The sequence below is a fragment of the Microbacterium hominis NBRC 15708 genome, from assembly GCF_001592125.1.
In the GTDB taxonomy this organism is placed as follows: domain Bacteria; phylum Actinomycetota; class Actinomycetes; order Actinomycetales; family Microbacteriaceae; genus Microbacterium; species Microbacterium hominis.
Genome location: NZ_BCWI01000014.1, coordinates 77,027 through 103,918 on the forward strand (window position 1 = coordinate 77,027; position 26,892 = coordinate 103,918).

22 protein-coding genes and 1 tRNA gene are annotated in these 26,892 nt (G+C 71.5%); 16 read left to right on the forward strand and 7 right to left on the reverse strand.

Going from position 1 to position 26,892, the window contains the following annotated elements:
- Window positions 1-149 precede the first annotated feature (149 nt).
- The 5 genes from MHO01S_RS11715 (at window position 150) to MHO01S_RS11735 (ending at window position 4,872) form a co-directional block, all read left to right on the forward strand.
- Window positions 150-1,253 carry a WxL protein peptidoglycan domain-containing protein gene (locus tag MHO01S_RS11715; protein ID WP_231734795.1) on the forward strand — a complete coding sequence of 368 codons (1,104 nt, stop codon included), beginning with the start codon at window positions 150-152 and terminating at the stop codon, window positions 1,251-1,253.
- The gene (locus MHO01S_RS11720) at window positions 1,250-2,020 is read left to right on the forward strand and encodes a hypothetical protein (RefSeq protein WP_060958311.1); all 771 of its coding nucleotides are present in this window, start codon (window positions 1,250-1,252) and stop codon (window positions 2,018-2,020) included. Before MHO01S_RS11715 ends, MHO01S_RS11720 begins: the two co-directional genes overlap by 4 nt.
- On the forward strand, window positions 2,017-2,982 hold the full coding sequence (locus MHO01S_RS11725) for a sortase (RefSeq protein ID WP_060958312.1): 966 nt from the start codon (window positions 2,017-2,019) through the stop codon (window positions 2,980-2,982). Before MHO01S_RS11720 ends, MHO01S_RS11725 begins: the two co-directional genes overlap by 4 nt.
- Window positions 2,983-3,175: 193 nt before the next feature.
- On the forward strand, window positions 3,176-3,991 hold the full coding sequence (locus MHO01S_RS11730) for a phosphate ABC transporter ATP-binding protein (RefSeq protein ID WP_060958329.1): 816 nt from the start codon (window positions 3,176-3,178) through the stop codon (window positions 3,989-3,991).
- 5 nt (window positions 3,992-3,996) lie between these two features.
- Window positions 3,997-4,872, forward strand: coding sequence for a lytic transglycosylase domain-containing protein (locus MHO01S_RS11735; protein ID WP_082808082.1), 876 nt, complete (start codon window positions 3,997-3,999; stop codon window positions 4,870-4,872).
- On the opposite strand, the gene MHO01S_RS11740 is transcribed toward MHO01S_RS11735, so the two are convergent.
- The gene (locus tag MHO01S_RS11740) at window positions 4,757-5,245 is read right to left on the reverse strand and encodes a hypothetical protein (RefSeq protein ID WP_060958313.1); all 489 of its coding nucleotides are present in this window, start codon (window positions 5,243-5,245) and stop codon (window positions 4,757-4,759) included. The two genes, MHO01S_RS11735 and MHO01S_RS11740, sit on opposite strands and share 116 nt — an antisense overlap.
- Window positions 5,246-5,367: 122 nt before the next feature.
- On the opposite strand from MHO01S_RS11740, the gene MHO01S_RS11745 reads away from it, so the two are divergent.
- The 4 genes from MHO01S_RS11745 to MHO01S_RS11760 all read left to right on the forward strand — a co-directional run bounded on the left by MHO01S_RS11745 (window position 5,368) and on the right by MHO01S_RS11760 (window position 10,095).
- Window positions 5,368-6,669, forward strand: coding sequence for an aspartate kinase (locus MHO01S_RS11745; protein WP_060958314.1), 1,302 nt, complete (start codon window positions 5,368-5,370; stop codon window positions 6,667-6,669).
- Between the two features lie 131 nt (window positions 6,670-6,800).
- Window positions 6,801-7,874: an aspartate-semialdehyde dehydrogenase gene (locus MHO01S_RS11750; protein WP_060958315.1), complete on the forward strand. Its 1,074-nt coding sequence runs from the start codon at window positions 6,801-6,803 to the stop codon at window positions 7,872-7,874.
- A 123-nt stretch (window positions 7,875-7,997) separates the two neighbouring features.
- Window positions 7,998-9,473 carry a malate:quinone oxidoreductase gene (locus tag MHO01S_RS11755; RefSeq protein ID WP_060958316.1) on the forward strand — a complete coding sequence of 492 codons (1,476 nt, stop codon included), beginning with the start codon at window positions 7,998-8,000 and terminating at the stop codon, window positions 9,471-9,473.
- A 19-nt stretch (window positions 9,474-9,492) separates the two neighbouring features.
- Complete coding sequence (locus MHO01S_RS11760) at window positions 9,493-10,095, forward strand: thymidine kinase (protein ID WP_060958317.1); 603 nt, start codon at window positions 9,493-9,495, stop codon at window positions 10,093-10,095.
- Here MHO01S_RS11760 and MHO01S_RS11765 read toward each other — a convergent pair.
- A complete protein-coding gene (locus MHO01S_RS11765; protein ID WP_060958318.1) occupies window positions 10,088-10,924 on the reverse strand; it encodes a DUF1295 domain-containing protein in 837 nt (278 codons plus the stop codon). The two genes, MHO01S_RS11760 and MHO01S_RS11765, sit on opposite strands and share 8 nt — an antisense overlap.
- Window positions 10,925-11,027: 103 nt before the next feature.
- Here MHO01S_RS11765 and MHO01S_RS11770 point away from each other — a divergent pair, with 103 nt between their 5' ends.
- On the forward strand, window positions 11,028-11,765 hold the full coding sequence (locus MHO01S_RS11770) for a FadR/GntR family transcriptional regulator (protein WP_061782357.1): 738 nt from the start codon (window positions 11,028-11,030) through the stop codon (window positions 11,763-11,765).
- An 18-nt stretch (window positions 11,766-11,783) separates the two neighbouring features.
- On the opposite strand, the gene MHO01S_RS11775 is transcribed toward MHO01S_RS11770, so the two are convergent.
- The 4 genes from MHO01S_RS11775 to MHO01S_RS11790 all read right to left on the reverse strand — a co-directional run bounded on the left by MHO01S_RS11775 (window position 11,784) and on the right by MHO01S_RS11790 (window position 16,279).
- Window positions 11,784-12,548: an HAD-IIB family hydrolase gene (locus tag MHO01S_RS11775; RefSeq protein ID WP_060958320.1), complete on the reverse strand. Its 765-nt coding sequence runs from the start codon at window positions 12,546-12,548 to the stop codon at window positions 11,784-11,786.
- A gap of 72 nt (window positions 12,549-12,620) precedes the next feature.
- A tRNA-Pro gene (locus MHO01S_RS11780) sits at window positions 12,621-12,694 on the reverse strand.
- 16 nt (window positions 12,695-12,710) lie between these two features.
- Window positions 12,711-13,706, reverse strand: coding sequence for a metallophosphoesterase (locus MHO01S_RS11785; protein WP_060958321.1), 996 nt, complete (start codon window positions 13,704-13,706; stop codon window positions 12,711-12,713).
- Window positions 13,703-16,279 carry a transglycosylase domain-containing protein gene (locus MHO01S_RS11790; protein ID WP_060958322.1) on the reverse strand — a complete coding sequence of 859 codons (2,577 nt, stop codon included), beginning with the start codon at window positions 16,277-16,279 and terminating at the stop codon, window positions 13,703-13,705. The genes MHO01S_RS11785 and MHO01S_RS11790 overlap by 4 nt, the downstream gene beginning before the upstream one ends.
- Window positions 16,280-16,367: 88 nt before the next feature.
- On the opposite strand from MHO01S_RS11790, the gene sp36 reads away from it, so the two are divergent.
- The 4 genes from sp36 to MHO01S_RS11810 all read left to right on the forward strand — a co-directional run bounded on the left by sp36 (window position 16,368) and on the right by MHO01S_RS11810 (window position 22,599).
- On the forward strand, window positions 16,368-16,586 hold the full coding sequence (gene sp36, locus MHO01S_RS11795; RefSeq protein WP_061782358.1) for a Sp36 family protein: 219 nt from the start codon (window positions 16,368-16,370) through the stop codon (window positions 16,584-16,586).
- Entirely contained in the window at window positions 16,583-17,050 is a 468-nt protein-coding gene (locus tag MHO01S_RS11800) for a RidA family protein (protein ID WP_061782359.1), read from the forward strand. The genes sp36 and MHO01S_RS11800 overlap by 4 nt, the downstream gene beginning before the upstream one ends.
- Before the next feature lie 214 nt (window positions 17,051-17,264).
- Window positions 17,265-17,732 (forward strand): neocarzinostatin apoprotein domain-containing protein, encoded by a 468-nt coding sequence (locus tag MHO01S_RS11805; protein ID WP_060958325.1) that lies wholly within the window; start codon window positions 17,265-17,267, stop codon window positions 17,730-17,732.
- A gap of 121 nt (window positions 17,733-17,853) precedes the next feature.
- Window positions 17,854-22,599, forward strand: coding sequence for an HtaA domain-containing protein (locus MHO01S_RS11810; protein ID WP_061782360.1), 4,746 nt, complete (start codon window positions 17,854-17,856; stop codon window positions 22,597-22,599).
- Here MHO01S_RS11810 and acs read toward each other — a convergent pair.
- Entirely contained in the window at window positions 22,583-24,556 is a 1,974-nt protein-coding gene (acs, locus tag MHO01S_RS11815) for an acetate--CoA ligase (protein ID WP_061782361.1), read from the reverse strand. The genes MHO01S_RS11810 and acs overlap by 17 nt on opposite strands.
- 446 nt (window positions 24,557-25,002) lie before the next feature.
- Between acs and MHO01S_RS11820 the strand changes: the two genes are divergently transcribed.
- Together MHO01S_RS11820 and MHO01S_RS11825 are read left to right on the forward strand one after the other, a co-directional pair.
- Window positions 25,003-26,001, forward strand: a complete 999-nt coding sequence (locus tag MHO01S_RS11820) for a TadA family conjugal transfer-associated ATPase (protein WP_371836325.1) — start codon at window positions 25,003-25,005, stop codon at window positions 25,999-26,001.
- Window positions 25,998-26,891 carry a hypothetical protein gene (locus tag MHO01S_RS11825; protein WP_061782363.1) on the forward strand — a complete coding sequence of 298 codons (894 nt, stop codon included), beginning with the start codon at window positions 25,998-26,000 and terminating at the stop codon, window positions 26,889-26,891. The genes MHO01S_RS11820 and MHO01S_RS11825 overlap by 4 nt, the downstream gene beginning before the upstream one ends.
- Window position 26,892: the final 1 nt, after the last annotated feature.

The window sequence follows — 26,892 nt, forward strand, 5'->3', positions numbered from 1 at the left end:
AGGGGAGGCCGCCTGCGGCCTCCCCTCACTGCGTGTTCGTGCGCAGCGCGGCATCCGTCATCTGCGCGAACGATCTCGATCACTCCCCGTTCACCCCCGCGACGACGCTGCGTCGCCGCCATCTGCGGAAATAGACCGTGCTCTCCTCGTTGACCCGATCGAGGGGCCGCATCCAGCCCGTGCTCGGTGCGTTCCTCCTGCTCGCCCTCGCCCTCGCCCTCGCTCCGCTGGGCGTCCCCGCTGCGGCCCACGCCGACGACGACGGCTCGACCGACACGACGGTCGGTGTGGCCACCCGCCCCGCCGGCGCGGACGGCCGCCCGGACGATCGCACGCGCTTCGCCTACTCCGCCGACCCCGGCCAGAGCGTCACCGACCAGGTGCTCGTCGGCAACACCGGCACCGAGAGCCAGGACTTCACCGTGCTGGCGACCGATGCCTACAACGGCACGAACGGCGACTTCTCGCTGCTCGCGTCGGCTGAGACGCCGACCTCCGTCGGGGCGTGGGTCCGCTTCGAGAACGGGGAGAACCGCATCCAGTTCTCCCTCGCCCCCCAGGAGGTCCGCCTCCTCACGTTCACCGTCGCCATCCCCGCCGACGCCACCCCCGGCGACCACGTCGGCGGCATCGTCGCGTCGGTCGTCGAAGACGGTCAGCAGGTGAGCCTGGACCGCCGCGTGGCGACCGCCGTGTTCGCCCGGGTCTCCGGCGAGCTGCAGCCCCGGCTCACGCTGGCCAGCTTCGACGCGACCTATCAGGGCGACTGGTGGAACCCGTTCGGGGGCTCCCTGAAGGTGCTCTACACCGTCGACAACCCCGGCAACGTCGCTCTCGCCGCCAACCTGACGATGAGCGCGGCCACCTGGTTCGGCGTCCCCGTCACCGCCGAGCGCGGCGGCAGCATCCCGGTGCTGCTGCCCGGCAACTCCGCGACCTACGAGTTCGAGCTGCCGGGCATCGCGCAGTGGGGCTACCTCAACCCCAGCGCGCTCCTGCATCCCTTCGTCGACGCCTCGGATGCCGCGCTCCAGGTGCCCGTCGCGCCCGTCTCCCGCGACACCGTGGTGCTCGTCCTGCCCTGGAGCGTCGTGATCCTCGTCGCGCTCATCGTGGCGGTCGTCCTCTTCGTGCGCCGGCGTCGCCGTCGTGACGACGAGGCCGCCCGGGAATGGATCGCCTACACGGAGAGCCAGGCGGCCGCCGCAGCGGAGGCGAGGCTGCGCGCCGCCTCCGGGGCGGTCGACGAATGACCGCCGTCCGGCGCACGCCGTGGGCCGTCGCGCTGCTGGGCGCGGTCGCCCTCTTCACCCTGCTGCCGATCGCGGGGCTCGGGGCCCGTGCCGACGACGGCGTCGACGACAGCGGCAACGTGTCGGTGACGGTCGTCGACGGATCGACCCCGTCGCCCAGCCCGTCGTCCACCGCGAGCCCGCGGCCCACGACCCCTCCCGCTCCCGGATCGTCGTCGACGTCCGGCGGGTCCGGCGGCGGGGGAGCGGCCGGCGGCGCGTCGGGAGGCTCGGCGCCGGGCGGCACCGGCGCAGCCGACGACGTCAGCATCGCCGGCATGGTCTACATCGGGGGGATCAACTCCTCGGTCGCCCTCTCACCCGACCCCGGCAGCGGTGAGGTGACGCTGTGGCTGACCGTGCGCAACGCCTCCACCAGCACGATCGACCTGACGGTGGACTTCTGGATGGAGAGCGTGCTGTTCGGCGTCCCGCTCGATCAGACGCGCGGTGTCGCGGTTCCGGCGCTGCAGCCGGCCGAGGTCCGGGTCGTCTCCACCCGCCTGCACGGCGCCGGACAGTGGGGCCTGGTCGACACCCACGCGACGGTCACCCCGCCGGCGACCGTGGATGGTACGGCGCTGACGCCGGTGACCCGCGACGCGCTGGTCTTCGTCTTCCCGTGGGTGAGCGTGCTCGTCGCGGCCGTGATCGTCATCGGGCTGCTCGCGTGGCGCGCGGTCGCCCTCGCCCTCGCCGCCGAGCCGCCGGCGGAGGCCGCGGCATGACGCTGTTCGAGGAGCGGACCCAGATCGTCGCCCCGGCCCCTGCGGCCCCGGCGAGCCCGCCGCCCCCGCGGCGCCCCCGTCGGATGCCGCGGCCGATCCCGCAGTACGCGCCGCTCACCGCGGGGCAGGCGCTCGCGCGCGGCATCCTGGCGCTCGTCGCCGCGCTCGCGCTCGCCTTCGTGTTCCACCTGCTGATCCTCAGCCACGTCCTCCACTTCGCGGCGCAGCAGCAGCTCTCCGACACGTATCGCGCGCAGCTCGCCGCCGGAACGGCGCCGGTGAGCGAGGGCGACTTCGACGACGTCCTGCTCGCCGACGGCGTGCCCGTCGGGATCATCGAGATCCCGCGCCTGGGCATCAGGGAGGTCATCTCCGAGGGCACCTCCTCGGGGGTGCTGACCGGCGGCCCCGGACACCGCCGCGACACGGTCCTGCCCGGACAGGTGGGGGTGAGCGTCGTCATGGCTCGTGCCGCGGCGTTCGGCGGGCCCTTCGGCCGGTTGCAGTCGCTCCAGCCGGGCGACACGTTCGAGGTCCGCACCGGCCAGGGGGCGAACACCTTCGAGGTGCTCGGCGTGCGCTACGCCGGCGACCCCACCCCGCCGGCCCCGGCGCGCGGGGAGAGCCGTCTCATCCTCATGACCGCGCGCGGGGCTCCGTACGTCCCGACGGGCATCGCCTACGTCGACGCGACGCTCACCTCCCCGGCGCAGCCGGCCGGTGCCCGCCAGACGACGCCGGTGACGCTGGCGCCGTCGGACCGGGCGATGGCCACCGACACCTCCACCGTGTGGGCGCTCGTGTTCGCCCTGCAGTTCCTCGTCGCCGCCGAGGTGGCCGCGGTCTGGGCGTTTCGTCGGGTGGGCGCGCAGAAGACCTGGATCGTCTTCGTGCCGGTCCTCCTCCTCGCGAGCGTCTTCGTCTGCGATCAGCTCGTCCGCCTCCTTCCCAACCTCCTCTGACTCGGAGCCCCCCATGTCTGACGACGTCGAACCGTCCCGCGCGGCCCACCGCGCCGAGCGGGCGAACCGCCCCCGCTTCCTCGGCCGCACGAGCGGACGTGCGCCCGCCCCGTCGGAACTGGTGATGGCAGGCGGCGAGTTCGCCCTCTCTCCCGCGCCGGGCGGAGCCGTCGTGGTCGGCGGCGCTCCGGCGATGCACGCGGATGCCGTCGGCGCGACGGCGGTCCCGTTGCCGCCGTCGCAGCTCGAGGCCCGCGCCATCTCGGCCTGGTTCGGCGACCATCAGGTGCTCCACGACGTGTCGCTGCAGATGCCCGCCGGCCAGGTGACGGCCCTCATCGGCCCGTCCGGCTGTGGGAAGTCGACGTTCCTGCGCATCCTCAACCGCATGCACGAACTGGTGCCCTCGGCATCCCTCGCCGGCGAGGTGCTGCTGGACCACGACGACATCTACGACGCCGGCCACCGTCTCGTGGATGCGCGCAAGAAGATCGGCATGGTCTTCCAGAAGCCCAACCCCTTCCCGGCCATGTCGATCTACGACAACGTCGTCGCGGGCCTGAAGCTGGCGGGCATCCGTGCCAGTCGCAGTGAGAAGGACATGCTCGTCGAGACCTGCCTCACGAAAGCGGGACTGTGGCGGGAGCTGAAGGACCGTCTGCGTGCGCCCGGCGGCGGCCTGTCGGGCGGGCAGCAGCAGCGCCTGTGCATCGCGCGCTCCCTCGCCGTGCGGCCTCGGGTGCTCCTAATGGACGAGCCGTGCTCGGCGCTGGACCCGACCTCCACGCGCGTCATCGAGGAGACGATGACCGAGCTCGCGCGCGAGGTCACGATCGTCATCGTCACCCACAACATGCAGCAGGCGCAGCGGGTCTCCCAGCAGTGCGCGTTCTTCCTCGCCTCGCAGGGCCAGCCCGGTCACATCGTCGAGCACGGCGACACCGACGCGATGTTCTCCTCCCCGATCGACCCGCGCACCTTCGACTACGTCAACGGCCGCTTCGGCTGAGCGCGATGCGGGCGGGCGGATGGTGGTCGCCGCGCGACGGGATGTTGATCGCCGTCGCCGGGGCTCTGATCGCGGTGTTCGTCGGCGGGGTGATCGCCCACGCCGAGACGCCGCGTCCGCCCGCGCCCCTCGCCTCCTCGGCGAGCGGTCCGGTCGAGCCGGTCGCCCCGGTCGAGCAGGTCGCTCCGGTCGTCACGGCTCCCGCCGCACGCGTCGACCCCGCGTGGCTCGCCCGCACCGCCGCGGCCACCGGCATCCCCGCCCGCGCCCTGCGCGCCTACGCGGGCGCCCAGCTCACGGTCGCCGCCGAACAGCCCTCGTGCGGGCTGGGGTGGAACACCGTCGCCGCGATCGGGGCGATCGAGTCCGACCACGGGCGGCACGGGGGAGCGGTCCTGGGCGAGGACGGCCGCTCGACGCCCGCGATCCGGGGGCCCGCGCTGGACGGCGACGGCGTGGCGGCGATCGCGGACACCGACGGCGGGCGGTGGGACGGCGACGCGGTGTGGGACCGCGCGGTCGGCCCGATGCAGTTCATCCCCGACACGTGGGCACGCTGGGGCGTCGACGCCGACGGCGACGGCATCGCCGATCCGAACCAGATCGACGACGCGGCGCTCGCGACGGCGCGCTACCTCTGCGGTGCGGGCGCGATGACGGATGCCGACGGGTGGCGGGCGGCCGTGTTCGCGTACAACCACCTCGACGTCTACGTCGACGATGTCGCCGCCCTCGCGAACCGCTACTCCGCGGCCGCCGCGCGCCTCAGCGCAGCACCTCGACCAGCACCACCCACGACACGAACAGCGCCGAGACGATCGCCGCGATCGCCCCGACCGCCAGCCAGACCAGTCCGCCGCCGGATCCCGTCAGCGCGATGATCCCGCCCGCCGCGTACAGCAACGGCGTGACGAAGGCGACCGCGGCCTTGCCTGCCCGCAGGCGGTTCTCCGGGTGATGGTTCTGGAAGATGCGCACCGCCGCGACGGCGGCGAAGACCGTCGTGAGGGCGGCCGCGCCCACGACGACAGCGCCGTATGCGGTGATCGTCAGATCCGGGAACAGCCCCACGGCGCACACGATGCTCGCGAGGATCAGCCCCGCGATCCCCGACGCGACACGGGACGTCAGGGATGCCGCCGTGATGACGACCTGGATGTTCACGCTGGCCGCGACGATGACCAGACCCGCCAGTGCGGCGGTCGCGCCGAGCATCGCGACGTTGTACTCGTGCCAATTCTCCAGCGCATCCATGCTCGCAGGATAGTGGCCGCCGGCCGCCGTCACATGGCTCGGCGGGCATGCGCCGCTCTCTAGGATGGGGAGGTGGGCGCGGCATCCGAGTGCCCGTCGACATGTCTTCAGGAGTTCCACACGTGGCGCTGATCGTCCAGAAGTACGGCGGCTCGTCCGTCGCCGACGCCGAGAGCATCAAGCGGGTCGCGAAGCGCATCGTCGACGCCCGACGCGCCGGGCACGACGTCGTCGTGGCCGTCAGTGCGATGGGCGACACGACCGACGAGCTGATCGACCTCGCCGCGCAGGTCGCTCCCATCCCGGCGCCGCGCGAGCTCGACATCCTGCTGAGCTCGGGCGAGCGCATCTCGATGGCGCTGCTGGCGATGGCGATCCACTCGATGGGCTTCGAGGCACGCTCGTTCACCGGCAGCCAGGCCGGCATGATCACGACCGCCGACCACGGCTCGGCGCGCATCGTCGACGTCACGCCCGTGCGGCTGCGCGAGGCGCTGGACGAAGGGGCCATCGTCATCGTCGCGGGCTTCCAGGGCTTCAACCGCGACACCCGCGACATCACGACGCTCGGTCGCGGCGGCTCCGACACGACCGCCGTGGCGCTCGCCGCCGCCCTCGACGCCGACGTCTGCGAGATCTACAGCGACGTCGACGGCATCTTCACCGCCGACCCCCGCGTCGTGCCGAAGGCCCGCAAGCTCGAGGTCGTGTCCGCCGAGGAGATGCTCGAGCTCGCCGCCAACGGCGCCAAGGTGCTCTACATCCGCGCCGTCGAGTACGCCCGCCGGCACGGCGTCATGATCAACGCCCGTTCCACGTTCAGCTCCGGCCGCGGCACCTTCGTGCTCGGCCCGGGCATGACCGTCCCCGAAAGCCTCGCTCCCGACAGCACAGAGGAGTCCTCCATGGAAGAGCCCATCGTCGCCGGTGTCGCCACCGATCTCGGCCAGGCCAAGATCACCGTCATCGGCGTGCCGGACGTTCCCGGCAAGGCGGCCGAGATCTTCACGGTGATCGCCAAGTCGGGGGCCAACGTCGACATGATCGTCCAGAACGTGTCCGCCGCGGCCACGGGCCGCACCGACATCTCCTTCACGCTGCCCAAGTCGGATGCCGCGACCGCCCTGCGGGCGCTCGCCGCCGAGCAGGCCGGCATCGGGTTCGAGAGCCTCGTGCACGACGACCAGATCGGCAAGCTCTCCGTCGTCGGCGCCGGCATGCGCACCCACTCGGGCGTCTCGGCGACGCTGTTCGAGGCGCTGTCGACCGCGGGCGTGAACATCGAGATGATCTCGACCTCGGAGATCCGCATCTCGGTCGTGCTGCGCGGCGACGACCTCGCCCAGGCCGCCCGCGTCGTGCACACGGCCTTCGGCCTGGACAGCGACACCGAGGCCACGGTCTACGCCGGCACCGGCCGCTGACGGCCCCAGCCGCGGCATCGCACACGCCCAGCAGAGGCCGATATGGCGGGCATCCGCCGTCCTTCGGCAGATCGCCTGCCCTCGGCCGGCGATAGAATCACTCAACCCCACCTCTCTCGCAAGGATCCCTCATGACCCGCATCTCTGACTCAGGACTGAACGTCGCCGTCGTCGGCGCCACCGGACAGGTCGGCACGGTCATGCGCGAGATTCTCGCCGAGCGCTCGTTCCCGATCCGCGAGCTGCGGCTGTTCGCGACGGCCCGCTCGGCCGGCACGGCCGTCGAGTTCGGCGGCGAGACCGTCATCATCGAAGACATCGCCACGGCGGATCCGACCGGCATCGACGTCGCCCTGTTCAGCGCGGGTGCCACCGGCTCGCGGGCGCACGCCCCGCGCTTCGCCGAGGCCGGCGCGATCGTCATCGACAACTCGAGCGCGTGGCGCATGGACCCCGAGGTGCCGCTCGTGGTCAGCGAGGTCAACCCGCACGCCACGGTGAACCCGCCCAAGGGCATCATCGCCAACCCCAACTGCACCACGATGGCCGCCATGCCCGTCCTCAAGCCCCTGGATGCCGCCGCGGGCCTGGAACGGCTGATCGTCAGCACCTATCAGGCCGTGTCGGGCTCGGGCCTCGCGGGCGCCCAGGAGCTGCTCGGCCAGGTCGAGGGCGTGCTGGCCCAGGGCCACACGCTCGATCTCGTCCACGACGGATCGGCCGTCGACTTCCCGCAGCCCGAGAAGTACATCGCCCCGATCGCGTTCGACGTCATCCCCTTCGCGGGCAACCTCGTCGACGACGGCGACAACGAGACCGACGAGGAGAAGAAGCTCCGCAACGAGAGCCGCAAGATCCTCGAGCTGCCCGAGCTCCGCGTCGCCGGCACGTGCGTGCGCGTGCCCGTCTTCACCGGCCACTCGCTCTCGATCCACGCGGAGTTCCGCGACGACATCACCCCCGAGCGGGCCCGCGAGATCCTGGCATCCGCTCCCGGGGTCGCGCTGGAGGAGGTGCCGACGCCGCTGCAGGCCGCCGGCAACGACCCGAGCTACGTCGGCCGCATCCGCGCCGACCAGTCCGCGCCCGAGGGCAAGGGCCTCGTGCTGTTCATCAGCAACGACAACCTGCGCAAGGGCGCCGCGCTCAACGCCGTGCAGATCGCCGAGCTCGTCGCCGCCCGCCTCACCGCGACGACCGTCTGACGCCACGGCGCACGCCCGCGGCATCCGTGGAATTGAGCGCGGGCGAAAGAACGGCGAGAGTTCACGGCGAGGGATGCCGCGGCACGCGGAGACCGTGCAAAACGGCACCTAGACTGGATCATTGTGAGTGAACCCGTCGACGTCGTCCTGATCGGCGGTGGCATCATGAGTGCCACCCTCGGAACCCTGCTGAAGCAGTTGCAGCCGGACTGGAAGATCGTGGTGCTCGAGCGGCTCAGCGATGTCGCCGAGGAGTCCTCCAACGCCTGGAACAACGCCGGCACCGGTCACGCGGCGCTCTGCGAGCTCAACTACATGCCGGAGGCCGCAGACGGCTCCGTCGACCCGGCCAAGGCCATCGCGATCAACGAGCAGTTCCAGCAGAGCCGCCAGCTGTGGTCCAGCCTGGTGGAGCGCGGCGTCCTAGACGGCCCGTCCACCTTCATCAACGCGACCCCGCACATGACCTTCGTGCGCGGGGAGAAGGATGTCGCGTACCTCAAGAAGCGCTACGACGCGCTGCGCACGCAGCCGCTGTTCGAGGGCATCGAGTACTCCGAGGACTCCCGCGTCATCAACCAGTGGGCGCCGCTGCTGATGCAGAAGCGGAAGAAGGCCGACGAGCCGTTCGCCGCCACGCGCGTGCCGGCCGGCACCGACGTCGACTTCGGCTCGCTCACGCGCCAGCTCTTCTCCCACCTGCAGGAGCAGGGCGTGGAGGTCGTGACCAACCGCGAGGTGCGAAAGCTCCGTAAGAACGCCGACGGCACCTGGAAGGTGTCATACCGCCACACGCTCGGGCGCACGCCCGGCAGCTTCTCGGCGCGGTTCGTGTTCGTGGGCGCCGGCGGCTGGGCCATCAAGCTCCTGCAGTCCTCGCGCATCCCCGAGATCTCCGGCTACGGCGTCTTCCCGATCGGCGGGCAGTGGCTGAAGACCTCGAACCCCGCGATCGTCGCGCAGCACAAGGCGAAGGTGTACTCGCAGGCCTCGGTCGGCGCGCCGCCCATGTCGGTGCCCCACCTCGACACGCGCGTCGTCGACGGCGAGGCCTCGCTGCTGTTCGGCCCGTTCGCGACCTTCAGCCCGAAGTTCCTCAAGAACGGTCGCATCACCGACATCGTCGCGCAGGTGCGCCCCGGCAACATCGGCCCGATGCTCAAGGTCGCCGTCGACAACCCCGGGCTCATCAAGTACCTCGTCAGCGAGCTGCTGAAGAACCACAAGAAGAAGGTCGACTCGCTCCGCGACTTCATGCCCACCGCGAAGGACGAGGACTGGGAGCTGCTCCAGGCCGGCCAGCGCGCACAGGTCATGAAGAAGGACCCGCAGAAGGGCGGCGTCCTGCAGTTCGGCACCGAGGTCGTCACCTCCGCGGACGGCTCGATCGCGGGTCTGCTGGGTGCCTCCCCGGGGGCGTCGACCGCGGCATCCATCATGCTCGGCCTTCTCAAGACGTGCTTCCCCGACCGCATCGCCGAGTGGGAGCCGGAGCTGCGGGCGCTCATCCCGAGCTACGGCTCGACGCTCAACGGCGACCCGGCTGCCGCGGATGCGTCGCTGACCGCGACCTCCGCCGTGCTGGGCATCAACCGCTGACCCGCGGCATCCCCCTCGCATGGCCAAGCTCTATTTCCGCTACGGAGCGATGAACTCCGGAAAGTCGACGGCGCTGCTGCAGGCCGCGTTCAACTACGAGGAACGCGGACAGCACGTCCTTCTGGCCAAGCCGGAGATCGACACGAAGGGTGCCGACCAGATCTCCAGCCGGCTCGGGGTGGCGCGCGAGGTCGACTTCCTCATCGCTCCGGATGCCGATCTGCGTGCGCTCGTCGCCGAGCACGCCGCCCGCTACGACGGCGCGGTCGCCTGCCTGCTCATCGACGAGGCCCAGTTCCTGACGCCGGAGCAGGTCGACGACCTGTTGCGGATCGTGGTCGACGACGGCATCCCGGCTCTCGCCTACGGCATCCGTACGGACTTCCAGACCCGTGCCTTCCCGGGCTCTGCGCGCCTGCTCGAGCTCGCGCACAGCCTCGAAGAGCTGAAGACGATCTGCCGGTGCGGGAGGAAGGCGCTGTTCAACGCGCGGCTCGTGGGTGGGCGGTTCGTCTTCGACGGCGATCAGGTCGCGATCGACGAGCTGTCGCACGAGAAGGTGACCTACGAGTCGATGTGCGCGGAGTGCTATCTGCGCGAGTCGGGCGGCCGCCTCAGCTGACGGCGTCGCGCGACGCGCCGCGGCGTCGGGGGAGCGGCACGAGCATCGACGTCGTCCGGCGGTAGTCGGCGTATTCCGGATACTTGCTCGCCGAGATCGACTCGGTGAACACGGTCGAACCCAGAAACAGCAGGGTCAGCAGCACGGCGCCGACGATGGTGGGATTGATCACCCCGCCCCAGAAGCCCGCGCCCGCGACGACCGCCGACGTCGCCCCGATCGCGTAGAAGACCCACCACTGCGCCTGTTCGAAGAAGAAGTTCGGATGCCGGCTGTAGGCGAACAGCCCGCGGGTGAGGAACCCGGTCGCCTCTCCCCGCGCTTTGGCGCGATGGAACTCCCACTGCTGCTGGTCGGCGACGGTCTCTCCGCTCAGCAGCCCGAGGAAGAGCAGGGCCAGGATGACGTCTGCGGGTGCGAGCGGGGCGGGATGCTGCCAGGCCGTCCAGGCGGGCAGGGTGATGAGCACCAGGAGCGTCATCTGGTACAGGACGATGAACAGCAGGTTGAAGAGCTGGAAGAGTGCGGCCGGCATGCGCGCGCGCAGGATCGCCCACCGGTAGTCCTCGACTCCCGAATATCCACCCTTGCGGGCGAAGTTGAACGTCAGCCGGGCGCCCCACGCCGTCACCAGCACGGCCATCAGCACGAGTCTCGCGGCATCCTGACCCGACGCGAGCCCGGCCGCGGCGAAGATCCAGACGTACACGACGGGGACGATCGACCACAGCCGGTCGACCCACGACGTGTCGCGGGTGAGGAGGGAGGCGATCCAGCAGAAGGCCGACGCGAGTGCGGCGACGACGATGACGGCCAGAAGCGGGTCCATTCTCCGAGCGTAGGGCCGGAGTCCGACACGGCGAGGATTTTTGCCGGTCCGTCCGACGTGCGCTAATGTGGCCTGACCATATAGGAAGCGGCGGGAGGCGACGATGACGGAGAACGCTCCGGCGCGCGCATGGCGTGTGGTGCTCGAGAAGATCGAGGCCGATCTGCTGAGTGGGGCCCTCGGCCCCGGCGACCGGCTGTCGCCCGAGCGCGAGCTCGCCGCGACCCTCGGCGTGGGGCGCTCCAGCGTGCGTGAAGCGCTGCGCGTGCTCGAGGTCATGGGGCTCATCCGCACCGCGACGGGCTCCGGTCCGACGGCGGGCGCGATCGTGACGGCGACGCCGCACGGCGGTCTCGCCCAGCTGCTGCGCCTGCAGGTGGCCGCCCAGGGCTTCCCGATCCCCGACGTGTACGAGACGCGGCTCCTGCTGGAGGAGTGGGCGGTCGCGCATCTGGCCGATCTCGACGAGCCCGATCTGGCCGAGGCGCGCGCGACGCTCAAGGCGATGGAGGATGCCGGCCTCACGGCCGACGACTTCCTCGCGCTCGACGCCCAGTTCCACCTGCGCCTGACGGATGCCGCGGGCAACGTGGTCGTCGCCGCCACGATGGCGGGCCTGCGCACCACCATCGAGAGCTACATCCGTGCCGGCGCCCGCCGGATCGATGACTGGGACGCCACGGTCGCGCGGCTGCACCGCGAGCACGGCGACATCCTCGCCGCCATCGACGACGGTGACGCCGCGCGTGCGCGCGACCTCGTGCGGGCGCACATCACGGCCTACTACGCCGACGCGGGCATGCCCGCGCCCTCCGACGCCGTCGTCCCGACGGAGGGTTGAGCCTCCGCCCGCGGGGCGTCAGCGCAGCGGGAGCGTCGGGATCAGCGCCGTCAGGTATTCGGCGGTGTGCTCCCAGCCGTCGACCGCCTGGCAGGTCACGCCCATCGCGAGCACCGGGTAGTCGTTGCCGTGCTCGTCCAGACGGTCGCCGACGAAGAGCATGTCGTCGAGCGGGATGCCGGTGACCTCGGCGAGCTTGCGCATGCCGTAGGCCTTGTCGATGCCGCGGTGGGTGATGTCGACCGAGGTGGAGCCGCCGGAGCGGACCTCGAGGTCGGGGATGCGAGCCGCGACGGCGTCGCGAAGCGCGTTCTTCTTCTCGCCCGTCGGGTCCCAGGCCATCTTGGCCTCGAGCGGGGCGGTCTGTCCGAGCGCCGAGAACGTGATCTGGGAGCCGCGATCCTCGAGGATGTCGCCCCAGGGCTCGGCCTCCCACAGCCCGAGGCGCTGGGCCTCCTCCTCGACGGCGGCGAGGGCGCGGGACTTCTCGTCCTCCGTCAGCGCGTGCGCGTACACCGTGCGCACCCCGTCCGCCTCGAGCCGGTAGTACTGCGTGCCGCACGTGGGCATGAGGTGGAACCGGTCCAGCGTGGCCGCATCGGCGGCCGGGAGCCGGTCGACGACCTGCGTCTGGAACTGCTGCAGCTGCCCGCCGGAGATGATCGCCACCTCGACGCGTGCAGCGAGGTCGAGGAGCAGATCGCCGATGCGCGCATCGATCGCGCTCTTGGACGGCGCGAGGGTGTCGTCGAGATCGAAGGCGATCAGGCGCGGGGTGGTCATCGGGTGTGCTCCCATCCGGTGAGTGAGCCACGAGAGGCTCCGCCTGACGATACAGGCGGAGCCTCTCTGCTGTCGGGGTGACAGGATTTGAACCTGCGGCCTCTTCGTCCCGAACGAAGCGCGCTACCAAGCTGCGCCACACCCCGTGGCAACCCCCCGAGTCTACCCCGGCAGGGGCCGTGCTGACGAATCGAGAGGGCCATCGATTGCGTCGCGGGCGCGCAGGGTGAGCACCGAGGCCTCCGGACGGCATCCGAAGCGCACCGGCGCGTAGATCGAGTGTCCGAGTCCCGCCGACACGTTCAACGGGACGCGGCGACCGGCGGCGCTCCAGCTGCTGAGGCCGCGCGCCTGGTCGAGCGGGATGTCGCAGTTCGCGACGATCGCCGACCGCGAGAAGGGGACCCGCACCTGTCCGCCGTGCGTGTGGCCCGCGAAGATCGCCTCGGCTCCCAACTCGACGAAGCGGTCGAGCACGCGGCGGTAGGGGGCGTGGGTGACGCCGACCGCGAGGTCGGGGGCGGGCGAGCGCCGGAAGGCGCGGGGGCGTCGAGCGGCGTCGAGAGCACCGGGGAGGGCTGACAGGTCGTCCCACTCGCGGTGCGCGTCGCTGACGCCGAACGTCTCGAGTCGCAGGCCCGCCACCTCCAGCATCGCGGCCGTGTTGTTGAGATCGGTCCAGCCCAGCTCGTCCGTGAAGTACGCGTTCATCGCGGCCGTGTCGAGCCGCTCCGCGCGGTGCGGACGTGAGGACGGCCCCTGGAAGTAGCGCAGCGGGTTGCGCGCCGACGGACCCGTGACGTCGTTCGAGCCGTGGACGAAGACGCCCGCGACGGAGCGGAGAGGAGCGAAAGCGGTGCGGATGCCGCGCAGCCCGTCGGCGTGACCCAGGTTGTCGCCGGTGTTCACGACGAGGTCGGGCTGGGTCGCCTCGGCCAGGCGCGCGATCCACTCCTGCTTGCGGTGCTGCCAGGGCGCCATGTGCGCATCCGACAGATGGAGCACGGTGATCGACGGCGAGCCGACCGGAAGGATCGCGAGCTCATGGCGGCGCACCGTGAACAGGAACCGCTCGATGCACGTGCCCCAGACGGTCGCCCCGACGGCGACCGCCCCCGCCGCCGAGACGGCAGCGAGGGCGGTACGACCGGGCGTCACGAACGTCCGCCGCAGTTCTTCGCCTGATACTGGACGGTCACCTGCGCGCCACGGCTCACCACGGTTCCGGCGGCCGGGTCGGTCCCCGTCACGGTCCCGTCGTCGCTGGCCGTGGGGGAGACGGTGCACTGACCGGTGACGGCGAAGCCGGCGGCCTTCAACGTGTCCTGAGCGTCCTTCCAGGTCGTGAACCCGCCCGGCACCGCCACGCCCTGGCCGTTGCTCGGACGGATCGTCACCGTCGTGCCACCCGCCACGCGACCGGCGCCGGGGTCCTGCTGGATGATCGTGCCGGCCGCTTCCGTGCCGTCCACCGCGTCGCCGACCGTGACCGAGAACCCGGCCGTCTGCAGCGTCTGGGTGGCCCGGTCTACCGTCATGCCGATCACCGAGGGGAGGTCGGCCAGCTGGCGCTTCGTGAGCGCGGCGTCGGGGCCGGGGAACGCGTCTCCGCCGAACTTCGCGTTGGCGGCGCCCTGCATGGCGGGCCAGATCGAGTTGCGGATGCGCGAGAGGACGTAGCCGTTCTCGTAGTGGTCGCTCAGGAGCGCGTCGCCCTCCACGTTGCCGACCCAGACCACGGTCGCGACCTTCGTCGACGAGCCGTCCATCCAGGTGTGCAGGTACTCGTGGATACCGGTCTTGCCGAACACCGGGACGCCGTCGCCGATCCGTGCGCCGGAACCCGTGCCGCTCATGACGCCCTCCAGCGTGTACGCGGCGGTGTTCGCCACGGCCTCGCTCATGGCGGGGGAGCAGTTCGTCTGCGGCGTGATGTCGTTGCCGTCCGCGTCGAGGGCCTTGTCGATGGACTTCGGCTGGCAGAGCACGCCCTTCGCGGCGATCGAGGCGTAGACCTCGGCCATGTCCAGCGGCGCGACGGGCTGGTCGCCGAGCACGTTGTACGCGAGGTTCGTCTGATCGAGCGGGCTGCCGTCACCCATCATGACGCCCATCTTCATCGCGAGCTGGTTCGTCGAGCAGACCGAGATCTTCTCGGCCATCGTGAGGAAGCCCGAGTTCAGCGAGTCGCGGGTGAAGTTGTAGACCGTGCCGGTGTAGCCGGGGTTGTTCTCGAAGTTGCCGACCTGTCCGCCGCCGCTGTTACCGGCGACCACGTTCTGGATCGTGCCGTTGCACTGGTCGATCTTCTTGGCTCCGACGCGCCCGTTGAGGGTCTCGTTGACGGAGTGTCCCTGCTCCAGCCAGTTCAGCAGGCTGAAGACCTTGTAGGTCGATCCGGCCGAATGTCCGCCGCCGCCGCCGTTGATGGCACGCACGTTGTAGTTGACCTGGGTCGTGGGACCGTTGGTCGCGGCATCCTCGATCGAGTACGGACGGTTCTGGACCATCGACAGGATGCGGCCGGTACCCACCTCCACCTGCACGCCGGAGGCGCCGAGGTTCATGTAGTCGACGGTCGCCGGGACGATCGAGATCGCGTTGAGCCCGTCCTGCTGGAGAGTCGGGTCGAGCGTCGTGTAGATCTTCATCCCGCCGCGCCGGAGGTTGGCGGCGCGCGTGTCGTCATCGTCGCCGAAGGCGGGGTCGGTCAGCAGGATGGTGCGCACGTACTCGCAGAAGAACTCCGCCCCGGCCGCCGTCTGGCAGCCCTGCGTGCGGTCGGTGATCTTGGGCTCGATCGGCGAGGCCTTCGCGGCGTCGTACTCCTCCTGGGAGATCTTGCCGTTGTCGAGCATCCGGCCCAGGACGTAGTTGCGACGCTCGAGCGTCAGCGCGTAGCCGTCGGCGGCGCTGTTGACGGGATTGCCCGCCTTGTCGGTCGTCGAGCCGTCGGGGCGGTCGATGCGGTACACGTTCGGCGCCTGCACCATGCCGGCGATGGTCGCGGCCTGCGCGATGGTGAGGTCGGCGGCCGAGACGCCGAAGTAGTGCTGCGCAGCGGCTCCGATGCCGTAGACGAGGCCACCGAAGTTCGTGATGTTGAGGTAGCCGAGGAGGATCTCGTCCTTCGAGTACATCTTCTCCAGCTGGATGGCGTAGCGCATCTCCTGGAGCTTGCGCTGGTAGCCCTCGGCGCCCTCGTTGGCGGTCGTCGTGGCGTAGCAGGCGCTCACTTCGTCGTCGTTGGTGGCCTTGCGCTCGCAGTTCTGCTGCAGCACGTTCTTGACGTACTGCTGGGTGATCGAGGATCCACCGCGGTTGGAGCCGCTGGAGGCGTTGCCGACGAGCGCGCTCACGGTGCCGAGGAGGTCGACGCCGCCGTGCGTGTAGAAGTTCTTGTCCTCGCTGGAGATGATCGCGTCGTACATGACCGGGTTGACCTGGTCGAACGTGACCGGGATGCGGTTCTGGTCGTAGAACTCCGCCATCAGCATGTCGTTGCCGTTGGCATCCTTGCGGTACATCTCGGTCGGCAGCATCAGCGGGTCGATCTGCAGGAAGCCCGGCATGTTCTCGAACGTGTCGAGAGCGCTCGAGGCCGCGTACCCGGAGACCGCGATCGCGGGAGTCACTGTCGCGGTGATGAGGATGCCGGCGACAGCGCTCAGACCGACGAGTCCCGCGAGGCCACCGAGCACACCGGTGGCCGTCCGTTTGAGTTGGGGCATAGGCTTGATGGTAAGGGACAACCCTGGGGGATCCCTCGGTGCGCCGGGGCGCGCCCCCCGCTCCATCGCACCGATTCCGGGAGTTCGCATGACCACGTGGGAGTACCTCACGACGCCCCTGTTGATCCACAACACGGCCGCCATCCTGAACAACTGGGGCAAGCAGGGGTGGGAGCTCGTGCAGGTCGTGCCGGGGCCGGAAGGCGGACTGGTCGCCTACTTCAAGCGGCCGGTCGGCGGCGGCGCCGCCAACGGCGGGCTCGGAGCCGCGGCCGTGGCCGCCCAGCAGTTCGGGGAGGACGCGTGAGCATCGCCGCCCGCCTGAGCGAGCTCGGCATCGAGCTGCCCGCCGTCGTGCCGCCGGTCGCCGCGTACGTGCCCGCCGTCGTCCACGGCGATCTCGTCTACACGTCGGGCCAGCTGCCCATGATCTCCGGCGCGCTTCCGGCGACGGGCAAGGTCGGCGAGGGGGAGGGGCTCGTCCCGGCGTCCGAGGCGCAACGTCTCGCGCGGCAGAGCGCGCTGAACGCCCTGGCGGCCGCCGCCGCGGCGGTCGGCGACCTCGAACGCCTCACCGGTGTCGTCAAGCTCACCGGCTTCGTCGCGTCGGTCCCGGACTTCACCGGGCAGCCCGGCGTGATCAACGGAGCGAGCGAGGTCCTCGGCGAGATCTTCGGCGAGGCCGGCCGACACGCACGATCAGCGGTCGGCGTGCCCGTCCTTCCCCTCGACAGCCCCGTCGAGGTCGAGGTCGTCTTCTCCTTCGCCTGACCCGTGCCCAGGGGGAGGCGTCGGCGATGACGCACTTCCGCCGGGCCGTGAATTAGGTTAGCCTCACCTAAGAGCTTGGTGAGAGCCGGGGCGGCGACTGTTGGTAGCGGCAGCCGCCCCGGCGCCTCATCGGCTCATCGAGCGCCCGCACGTGTGCGGGCGCCGCACCGAGTGCCGAGAGGCACTCCAACCCTACTGATTGGAGTACTCCCTCATGTCCCGTACCCTGCGAAAGCGCACGATGGCCGCCTCGATCGCCGGCCTCACGCTCGCCCTCGTCGGACTCGTCGGCGTCCCCGCGTTCGCGGCGACCGGCCTGAGCCCGGCGCCGTCCGTGGATGCCGCCGGCAACCGCTACTTCGTCGACGGCGACATCACGACGACGACCGTCACCGGCCTCGCCGCCAACACCGACTACTACGTCGGCCTGTGCTCGAACACCAGCTATCTCTTCGGCATCCCCGCGTGCGCCGGCTTCCAGACCGTGACGACGGACGCCTCGGGTGCGTTCACCGCCACCGTCGCCCTGGAGAGCAACGGCGCCAACACGCACGCCTCCGCACCCGGACAGCCCGCGACGGTGAACTGCACCGCCACCAACGCGTGCGCGATCAAGGTCGCGACCCACGGCACCAGCAAGCAGATCGTCGACCAGAGCGTCTCGTTCCGCGTCGAGCAGTAGTCGCACCCCCTCCCCCGGACGGGTGGGGCCGGTCGCCGCGACCGTGTCCCCACTGCGGCGCGCCCCGGCATCGGCCCCACCCGTCCTCCCCTTCTCCTCCACCCGACCGAGGTACTTCCGCATGTCCGCGCGCCGCCGCATCCCCGCGTTCACCGCCGTCCTGGCCCTTCTGGCGGGACTGCTCGCCGTCCTCGCCCCGGTTCCCGCCGTGGCCGCCCCCGCCGAGATCGGCGCGGGGAGCGTGCACTGGGGCATCAAGGAGTCCTGGCGCAACTACATCGGCGCCGGGGTGATCATGACCGGCGGCGTGACGCGGGCGGCGGACGGCGCCTTCGACTTCCCGGTCACGGCAGGCTCGTTCGGCGACGGCAACGCGCTCACGGTGCAGCTGGGCGGCTCCGTGCGTTTCGCGGCGTACTGCGACGACAACGTCGCCTTCACGTCGTGCCTGCTCGACTCGACGTTCTCCGGGCTGCAGCTGACCATCTCCGCCGACAGGCAAGAGCTCCGGGGAGACTACGAGGGCATCTCCCGGGACACGCCCGGGGGCGCGATCACGCGCTACGAGGACGTCGTGATCGCCACGATCGATGCGCTCGGGGCGAGCCCGGTCGTGGGCGACGGCACGACGACCTGGCCCGCCATGCCCACGGTGGCCGGCGACGGCTTCCCGCTCTATCCGGTCGGCACGACGATGGATCCCGTCTCGCTCACCTACGCCGGTCCCGGCGGGGCGCCCGATCTGGGCGAGCACTGGAGCGTTCCGGGCGCGCCCGCCTTCACGCCCGCCGCGACCTGGGTCGGCGCCGTCAATCCGGCCAGCCGCGATGCGTTGGTCGGCGCGACGGCGCTGCACGTCGTCGAGCGGGCGACGAGCACGGCGACGGCGCTGACCGTGAGCGCACTCGATCCCGTGACCCTCCAGCCGGCCGGCGCGGTCGAGGTGCCGCTCGCCGCGAACGCCGTGTACGCGGTCGCGAACGACCCGGCATCCGACCGCGTGTTCGTGCTCACCCAGGTGCGCACCACTGTCGGCGGGGTGCGCGGCGGCGACGCCACCCTGACCGCGCTCACCTGGACGGGCGGCGGCTACGAGACGGCCACCGTGGGGACGATCACGGGGACGGCGTACACCCTCAACGCGATGGCGTGGAACGCGGTCGCGAACGAGATCGCCGTCATCACGCAGGTGCGCGGCACCGCGGCCGACCGCTTCACCCTCACGCGGTCGGCAGGCGGCACGGGTGCCCTCGTCTCCGTGCCGATCGTGCTGCCCGCCGATGCGACCGACGCGCAGCGCGCCGCGGACCTGTTCGGAAGCTCCGGCCCGAAGGCGGGCGGCACACTGGTCGCGCTCCGCGACGGCAGCTACCTCGCCGTCGGCAAGCTCGCCGAGGGCATCCCGCTGCCGGCGCGCCACCTCGTCGTGAGCGCCCAGACGGCGACCGCGGCCTTCGTCGCCGACACCGTTCCGACCACGCAGCCCTATGCGGCTGAGTGGAACCAGTACTTCACCTACGAGCTCGCCGCGACCGCGGCCGACGGGGCGGTGATGCTCTACAGCGCCAACTGGACGGGCGTCGTCGGCTACGCGGATGTGATCGCGGGATCGGTCCGCATGCTCGCGAACGACGTCCGCATCGGCGTCCAGGGCTACGCGGACCAGGCGGGCTCCGACGCCGCGCACGGCCTCGACTACGTGCTCAGCCAGACGGCGGCCGCGATCGACGTGCTCCGCGACCACCGCCTGGTCGCCAGCATCCCGATCGCCGGATTCGCCCGCGACGCCCTCAGCCGCGACGTGTTCGCCGTCCTTCCCGACGGCTCCGTCATCGTGCAGGTCGCGGATGCCGCGACGGGGCGGCGGGCGCTGCAGCGCCTCGAGCTCACGGGCATCGCTCCCGTCGTGACCTCCGACCCCGCCGACCGTGCCGTCACACTCGCCGCCGGCACGGCGTCGACGGCCATCGCCTTCCAGGCGACCGGCACCGGTCAGGTGCAGTGGCAGATCCGTCCGTCCGGCGCCACCCGGTTCGCCGACATCTCGGGGGAGACCTCGCCGCTTCTCGCGCTCGAGGCCACCGTCAACACCGACGGCACCCAGGTTCGCGCCGTCTTCGCCACCCCGGGCGGCCGCGTCGCCACCGCGCCGGCGACGATCCGGGTCACCACCGCGCCGATCGTCGAAGCCCAGCCGACGGCACCGACCGTGTATGCCGGTCAGCCGTATGAGCTCTCGGTGCTCGCGTCCGGCAACCCCGCTCCCGCCGTGTCCTGGCAGCGCCGCTCGGGAGAGGACTGGGTCGAGGTGACCGGGGGCGTCGACGGGAGCAGGCTGACGGTCGACGCGGCGCCGTTGAGCGACGACGGCGCCGTGTACCGCGCCCGGCTCTCGAACAGCGTCGACACCGTCTACAGCGCCGAGGTGCGCGTGAGCGTGCGGGAGCGGCCCTCGGTCCCCGAGACGACGACCTACACGGGAGTCGTCCTCGAGTGGACCGGCGCGCCGGAATGGCAGCACCGTCCCCCCAACGGCAGCGCCGCGAACTACTTCTCGGCGGGCGTCTCCGACGGGACGACGACGACCTACCGTGCGCGCGGCGACGGCGCCGAGATCCTTCAGCGCGCCGCCGACGGCTCCACCGAGACCGCGACGTGGGACACGCGCGGCAGCCATGTCGACGCGGGCGGGCAGGCCGCGCAGCTGATGCGATTCACCGACGGCACCGCGGTGCTCGATGCGAGCGGCGCGGCCACCATCACCTGGCCGGGTGAGGTGAGCGTGAACTTCTACGACGGGCTCGTGCCGTTCACCCTCTCCCATCCCCGGCTCGAGGTCTCGGCCGACGGCGTCGGCTCCCTGACGGCCGACCTCACCGGCTACGCCGGCGACATGTCCGATCCGGACAAGCCGAAGGAGGCCGTCGCGCCGCAGGCGGGCGTCACGGTGGCGACGCTGCGCGGCGTCGTCGTCGACGCGCAGCGCGGCTTCGTCGTCACGCCGGACTTCGCGGGCGTCGAGATCGACGCGCGCGGCGGAACCCCGCAGGTGCGGTCGGGCTCCGGGTGGGGGTCGTGGCCCCAGTCGTTCGTCGACTTCCACGCGACGACCCATCTCGCCGCCTACTTCTATTCGACCGGCGGATCGATGGATGCCGCGAAGCGGCCGGCATCCTTCGCCGTCGGGTTCTCCGGAGCGATCCCGACCACCCCGACCACCCCCGAGGTCCCCGTCGTCACGCCACCCGTGATCGCGCCCAGCGCACCGACCACGGTCGTGCCCACCCGCGAGGGCGCCCTGCTCTGGGGTGTGAAGTCCTCCTTCCGCAGCTACATCACCGGGCCGATCGCCAAGGGGGCCATCGCGGTCTCCGGCGGCGCGAGTGCGGCGGACGGCCGGTTCCGCTTCGGGCAGACCGGGCGCGACCTCGCCGACGGGCGCGGCACCGCGAGCTACGGCGGTGCGGTGCGGTTCACCGGACACTCCGGCGTGCTCGACCTCACCTTCAGCGACCCGCAGGTGCGGATCGACTCGGCATCGGCCGGGGCGCTGATCGTCAGTGTGGGCGGTCGACGCACCGAGCTGGCCGCGCTCGACCTGTCTGCCGGCACCCGCAGCGATGCGGACGGCGCGATCGCCTACACCTCCGTGCCCGCCACCCTCACGGCGTCGGGCGCCGGCGTGTTCTCCTACGGATCGTCGCAGTTCTACGGCGCCGGCACGGCGATGGACGCGGTCACCTTCGTCGTCGGCGCGGATGCGGCGCCCGGCTCCGCCGCACCGGCGCAGACGGTCGCGTCCGCCGCCGCGGGCGCGGCGTGGGTCCCTCCGGCCGACCCGCCCGCCCGCACCGGGCTCACGGTCGACCCCGCCTTCGCTGCCGGCGTGCCCGCGGGCGGCGAGATCGCGGCCTCGGGAAGCGGCTTCGCCCCCGGCGAGACCGACATCAAGGTCGTCGTGTACTCGAGCCCGGTGGTCCTCGAGTTCGCGCTCACCGCGGACGAGAACGGTGTCGCCGCCTGGCGCGGGCTGCTCCCGGCGACGCTGGCGCCGGGGGAGCACACCCTGACCTTCCAGGGCGCGCAGCTCGCTCTCGGTGCGCCGGTCACCGTTCTCGCCCCGCTCGCGATGAGCGGCTGCACCGTGCGGGACGCGTCGCTCGACTGGGGGTTCAAGGAGTCGTTCCGCTCCTACATCTCCGGCTCGATCGCCCACGGCGAGTGGACCGTGGCCGACGGCGCCGCCTACAGCACACCCGTCTTCCAGTGGCGCGGCGGCACCGGGACGGCCGACATCGCCGGGGCGACCGGTCAGGTCGACTTCACCGGAACGGTGACCTTCACGGGCCACGACGGCCTCTTGCACACCACCGTCGGAAACCCGCGCATCCGCCTCATCGACTCGACCCGGGCCCAACTGCTCCTGGACGTGTCGGGGCTCACGATGGACGACGCTCTAGCCGGGCGCACGGAGAACGTCGTGACGGCCGTCGCGGTGCCCTTCGCCGATATCGACCTGACGCAGGGCGACGTCTCCCGCACCGCCGACACGATCACGGTGACCGGGGCCGCCACGACGATCACGGCAGAAGGCTCAGCCGCCTTCCCGAACTACCCGGCGGGCACCGCGTTCGACCCGATCGACTTCTCGGTCGCGGTCACCGACTGCGCCGCGCAGGTGCTCACCGACGGCGACGTGCCGCAGGCGACGCAGCCGACGGCGGATGCCGGGACGCCGGCGCTCCCGGTGTGGGCGTGGCTCCTGATCGCCGGCATCGCGCTGCTGTGCGCGGCCGCCGGGTCCGTGGGCACCGTCCTGGTGATGCGCCGGCGCGGGAAGGCCGGTGATCCTACGACGTCGGCGTGATCTTCGACTGGATGGTGGACATGACCATCGTGTCGGCGAGGGTCGTGGTATCGCCGACCTCGCGTCCCTCGGCCACGTCGCGCAGCAGCCGCCGCATGATCTTGCCGGAGCGGGTCTTCGGCAGCTCGGTGACGATGTACACGTCGCGCGGACGCGCGATCGGGCCGATCTGCTCACCGACCCAACGGCGCAGGACGTCGACGATGCCCGCGGCGTCGTGCGCCTTGAGGAAGGACTCCTTCAGCACGCAGAAGGCGACGACCGCCTGGCCGGTGGTCTCGTCGGACGCGCCCACCACCGCCGCCTCGGCGACGGCCTCGTTGCCGACCAGCGCCGATTCGATCTCGGTCGTCGAGAGCCGGTGGCCGGAGACGTTCATGACGTCGTCGACGCGCCCGAGGAACCAGACGTCGCCGTCCTCGTCGAGGCGTGCGCCGTCGCCGGCGAAGTAGAAGCCCTTGTCCTGGAACTTCTCCCAGTAGGTCTCGACGAAGCGCTCCGGGTCGCCCCAGATGCCGCGGAGCATCGACGGCCACGGCTGGGTGATCACGAGGAGGCCGCCGTTGCCGTTGCCGACGTGGGTGCCCTCGTCGTCCACGACGTCGATTCCGATGCCGGGGAGCGGCACCTGCGCCGAGCCGGGTTTGGTCTCGGTCACGCCGGGCAGGGCGGAGACCATGATGGCTCCCGTCTCGGTCTGCCACCAGGTGTCGACGATGGGAGCGGTGTCGCCGCCGATGATCGAGCGGTACCACATCCATGCCTCGGGGTTGATCGGTTCGCCCACCGAGCCGAGCAGGCGCAGCGACGACAGGTCGAAGCGCTGCGGGATCTCGCGGCCCAGCTTCATGAACGATCGGATGGCCGTGGGCGCCGTGTAGAGGATCGTCACGCCGTACTTCTCGACCAGTTCCCACCAGCGGCCGGGGTGCGGGCTGTCGGGAGTCCCCTCGTAAAGCACCTGGGTCGCGCCGTTCGCGAGCGGACCGTACGTCACGTACGAGTGACCGGTGATCCAGCCGATGTCGGCCGTGCACCAGAAGACATCCATCTCGGGGTGCAGGTCGTGGACGACCCGGTTGGTGAACGCGGCCTGGGTGAGGTATCCGCCCGAGGTGTGCAGGATGCCCTTCGGCTTTCCGGTGGTCCCCGACGTGTACAGGATGAAGAGGGGGTTCTCGGCGGGGAACGGCTGCGCCTCGTGTTCGGCGGATGCCGCCGGCACGGCGTCGTGCCACCAGATGTCGCGTCCCTCGGTCCAGGCGACCTCGTTCTCGGTGCGTCGCACGACCAGGACGTGCTCCACCGTCTCCTGCGGTCCGGCACCGCGGTCGCCGAGCGCCTGATCGACCGCCGGCTTCAGCGGGGACACGCGGCCCTTGCGGTAGCCGCCGTCGGCGGTGATGACGAGCTTCGCGCCGGCGTCGTCGATGCGGGAGCGCAGGCTGTCGGCGGAGAACCCGCCGAAGATGACCGAGTGGATGGCGCCGATCCGCGCGACGGCGAGCATCGCCGCGATCGCCTCCGGGATCATGGGGAGGTAGATCGCGACCCGGTCGCCGGCGCCGACGCCGAGGTCGTGCAGCACGTTCGCCGTGCGCTTGACCTCCTCGGTGAGCTGCGCGTAGGTGATGCGGCGCTCATCGCCGGGCTCGCCCTCCCACAGCAGCGCGACGCGATCGCCGTTGCCCTCCGCCACGTGGCGGTCGAGGCAGTTGTAGGCGACGTTGAGCTCTCCATCGGCGAACCACCGGGCGAAGGGCGGCTGCGACCAGTCGAGGACCTCGGTGAACGGGGTGTGCCAGTGCAGCGCGCGGGCCTGCTCGGCCCAGAACGCCTCACGGTCGGCATCCGCGCGCGCGTACAGGTCGGCCGTGGCGATCGCGTCGGCGGCGAACGCGGGGGAGGGGGCGAACCGACGGGTCTCGTTCAGCAAGTGGTCGATCTGGCTGCTCATCTGCGCGCTCCTTTGCGGCGGGGACGGGACCGTGTCCCGGACGATTCACGAAATCTAGCGACGGCCTCCGACGTGCACCACCTCCGGAAGTGGGGAGCGACGGACATCCGATATATCAGTGGAAACACGCGGTTTCGATTGGAGTGGTGCCGCGCGTCTGCGTAAGCTCGATCCGGCCGAACTTCGATTCAGGCAGCGCGACTCCCGACCACCCCCGATTCCGGGATGTCGCGTGGCGGCATCCCATCTCCCCCTATGGGATGCCGCCTTCTCTCTTTCCGGCGGAGGCTCCTCCCCAACGTCGCGCCGACGCGCACTGTCCACGGATGCCGCCGCCCACCCCGAGCGCAGGCGTCGGCCGCACCTACCGTCGAGGCATGTCCGAGCCGTTCGTCGTCCGTCGCCGCGAGAGCCGGCGCGTTCCCGAATCCGTGCGCCGGACCCCGATGGTCGATGCGGCGGCGGCCGCGGCGTCACGGGCGGCTCCGCTGCGGCGGCCGGAGCGCAGACCGCTGCCCGACCATCCGGCGCTCGACCCCCTCCGCCATCTGCTGGGCGATCCGCAGATCACGGACGTGTTCATCAACGGCGTCGACGGCCTCTTCGTCGACCGTGGTCGCGGCGTCGAATCCGTGGAGGGTTGGCACCTGGGAGCGGACGACCTGCGCGCGCTGGCCGTCGCTCTCATCGGCGTCGGCGGACGCCACCTCGACGATGCCACACCGCTCGTGGACGTCCGGTGGGAGCACGGCGCACGGGTGCACGCGGTGCTCCCGCCGGTGGCGTGCTCGGGCACGGCCATCTCGATCCGTCTCCCGCAGGTCGGCATCCCCGATCTCGACGAGCTCGTGCGCGGCGGTCTGTGCGATGCCGAGACCGTCCGCCGCCTCGACGCGCTCGTGACGGCGCGCCGGAACGTCCTCATCTCCGGTGCGACCGGGGCCGGCAAGACCACCCTGCTGTCGGCGCTGCTGGGACGTGTTCCCGCCCGGGAACGCATCGTGACCATCGAGGACGTCGCCGAACTGCGCATCCGGCATCCCCACCACGTCCGCCTCGAGGCGAGACAGCCCAATCTGGAGGGCGCCGGGGCGGTGCCGTTGGCGCGGCTCGTCCGCGAGGCCCTGCGGATGAGGCCCGACCGCCTCGTCGTGGGGGAGTGTCGCGGCGAGGAGGTGCGAGAGCTCCTCACCGCGCTCAACACGGGACACGACGGCGGCGCCGGCACCGTCCATGCCGGCAGCATCCGCGACCTTCCGGCCCGGCTGGAGGCGCTGGGCGCGCTCGCGGGCATGGACGATCGCTCGATGGCGCGTCAGGTCGTCAGTGCCATCGGCGTGGTGGTCCACGTCGAGCGGGGCGCCGACGGCATCCGGCGCGTCTCGGGAATCGCTCGGCCCGCGCTCGACGACAGCGGCCGCCTGCGCATGGAGGTCGGATCGTGAGCGCCCGTCGGCCCGCGGAGGCCTCCGACGCCGCCGCGACCGTCCAGAAGGTGTCGGTCCTCCTCGAATCCGGCGTCGCCCCTGGCCGGGCGTGGGAGCTGCTGGCCGAGGACGGCGATCCCGTCGCGCTGCGGGTCGCGACGGCTCCCGACGGCGCCGGCGCCTCCTCCGCGCTGCGCGCACTGGGCGGCGCGTGGGTCGATGTCGCCGCCGCGTGGCAGGTCGCGGAGACCGTCGGCGCGCCGCTCGCATCCAGCCTCCGGCGGTTCGCCGACACGCTGCGCGGCGCCCAGGAGGCGCGCGACGACGTGCGCGTGGCGCTGGCCGACCCGACGGCCACCGCGCGTCTCGTCACGTGGCTCCCGGTCGTCGCGGTGCTCCTCGGCATGACGCTGGGCTTCGACCTCGTCGCGACGCTCACCCAGCCGATCGGCATCGCGTGCGCGGTCGCGGGCATCGCGCTGATGCTCGCCGCACGCGGCTGGACGAAGCGCCTGGTGGCGCGCGCCCAGCCCGACGACCGCCTCGCCGGTATGCAGGCGGAAGTCGTCGCCATCGCCCTGTCCGGGGGCGTGTCGATCGATCGGGCGCTGGCGACGGCGGAGGGTGCCGGCGCCGGACGGATCGCGCCCGACGTGCGCGCGGTCCTGCGTCTGTCGCAGCGGGCCGGCGCCCCGGCCGTCGACCTCCTCCGGGCGGGCGCCGCGGAGCAACGCCGTGCCGCACGCACGGAGGGCCGGTTGCGTGCGGCCCGTCTGGGCGCGTCGCTGCTGCTGCCGATGGGCGTGTGCACCTTGCCCGCCTTCCTGCTGCTGGGCGTCGCCCCGCTGCTGCTGTCGGTGGTCGGCGGCGCACCCCTGCCGCTCGGCGCACCCGCGGCACCGCCCTAGC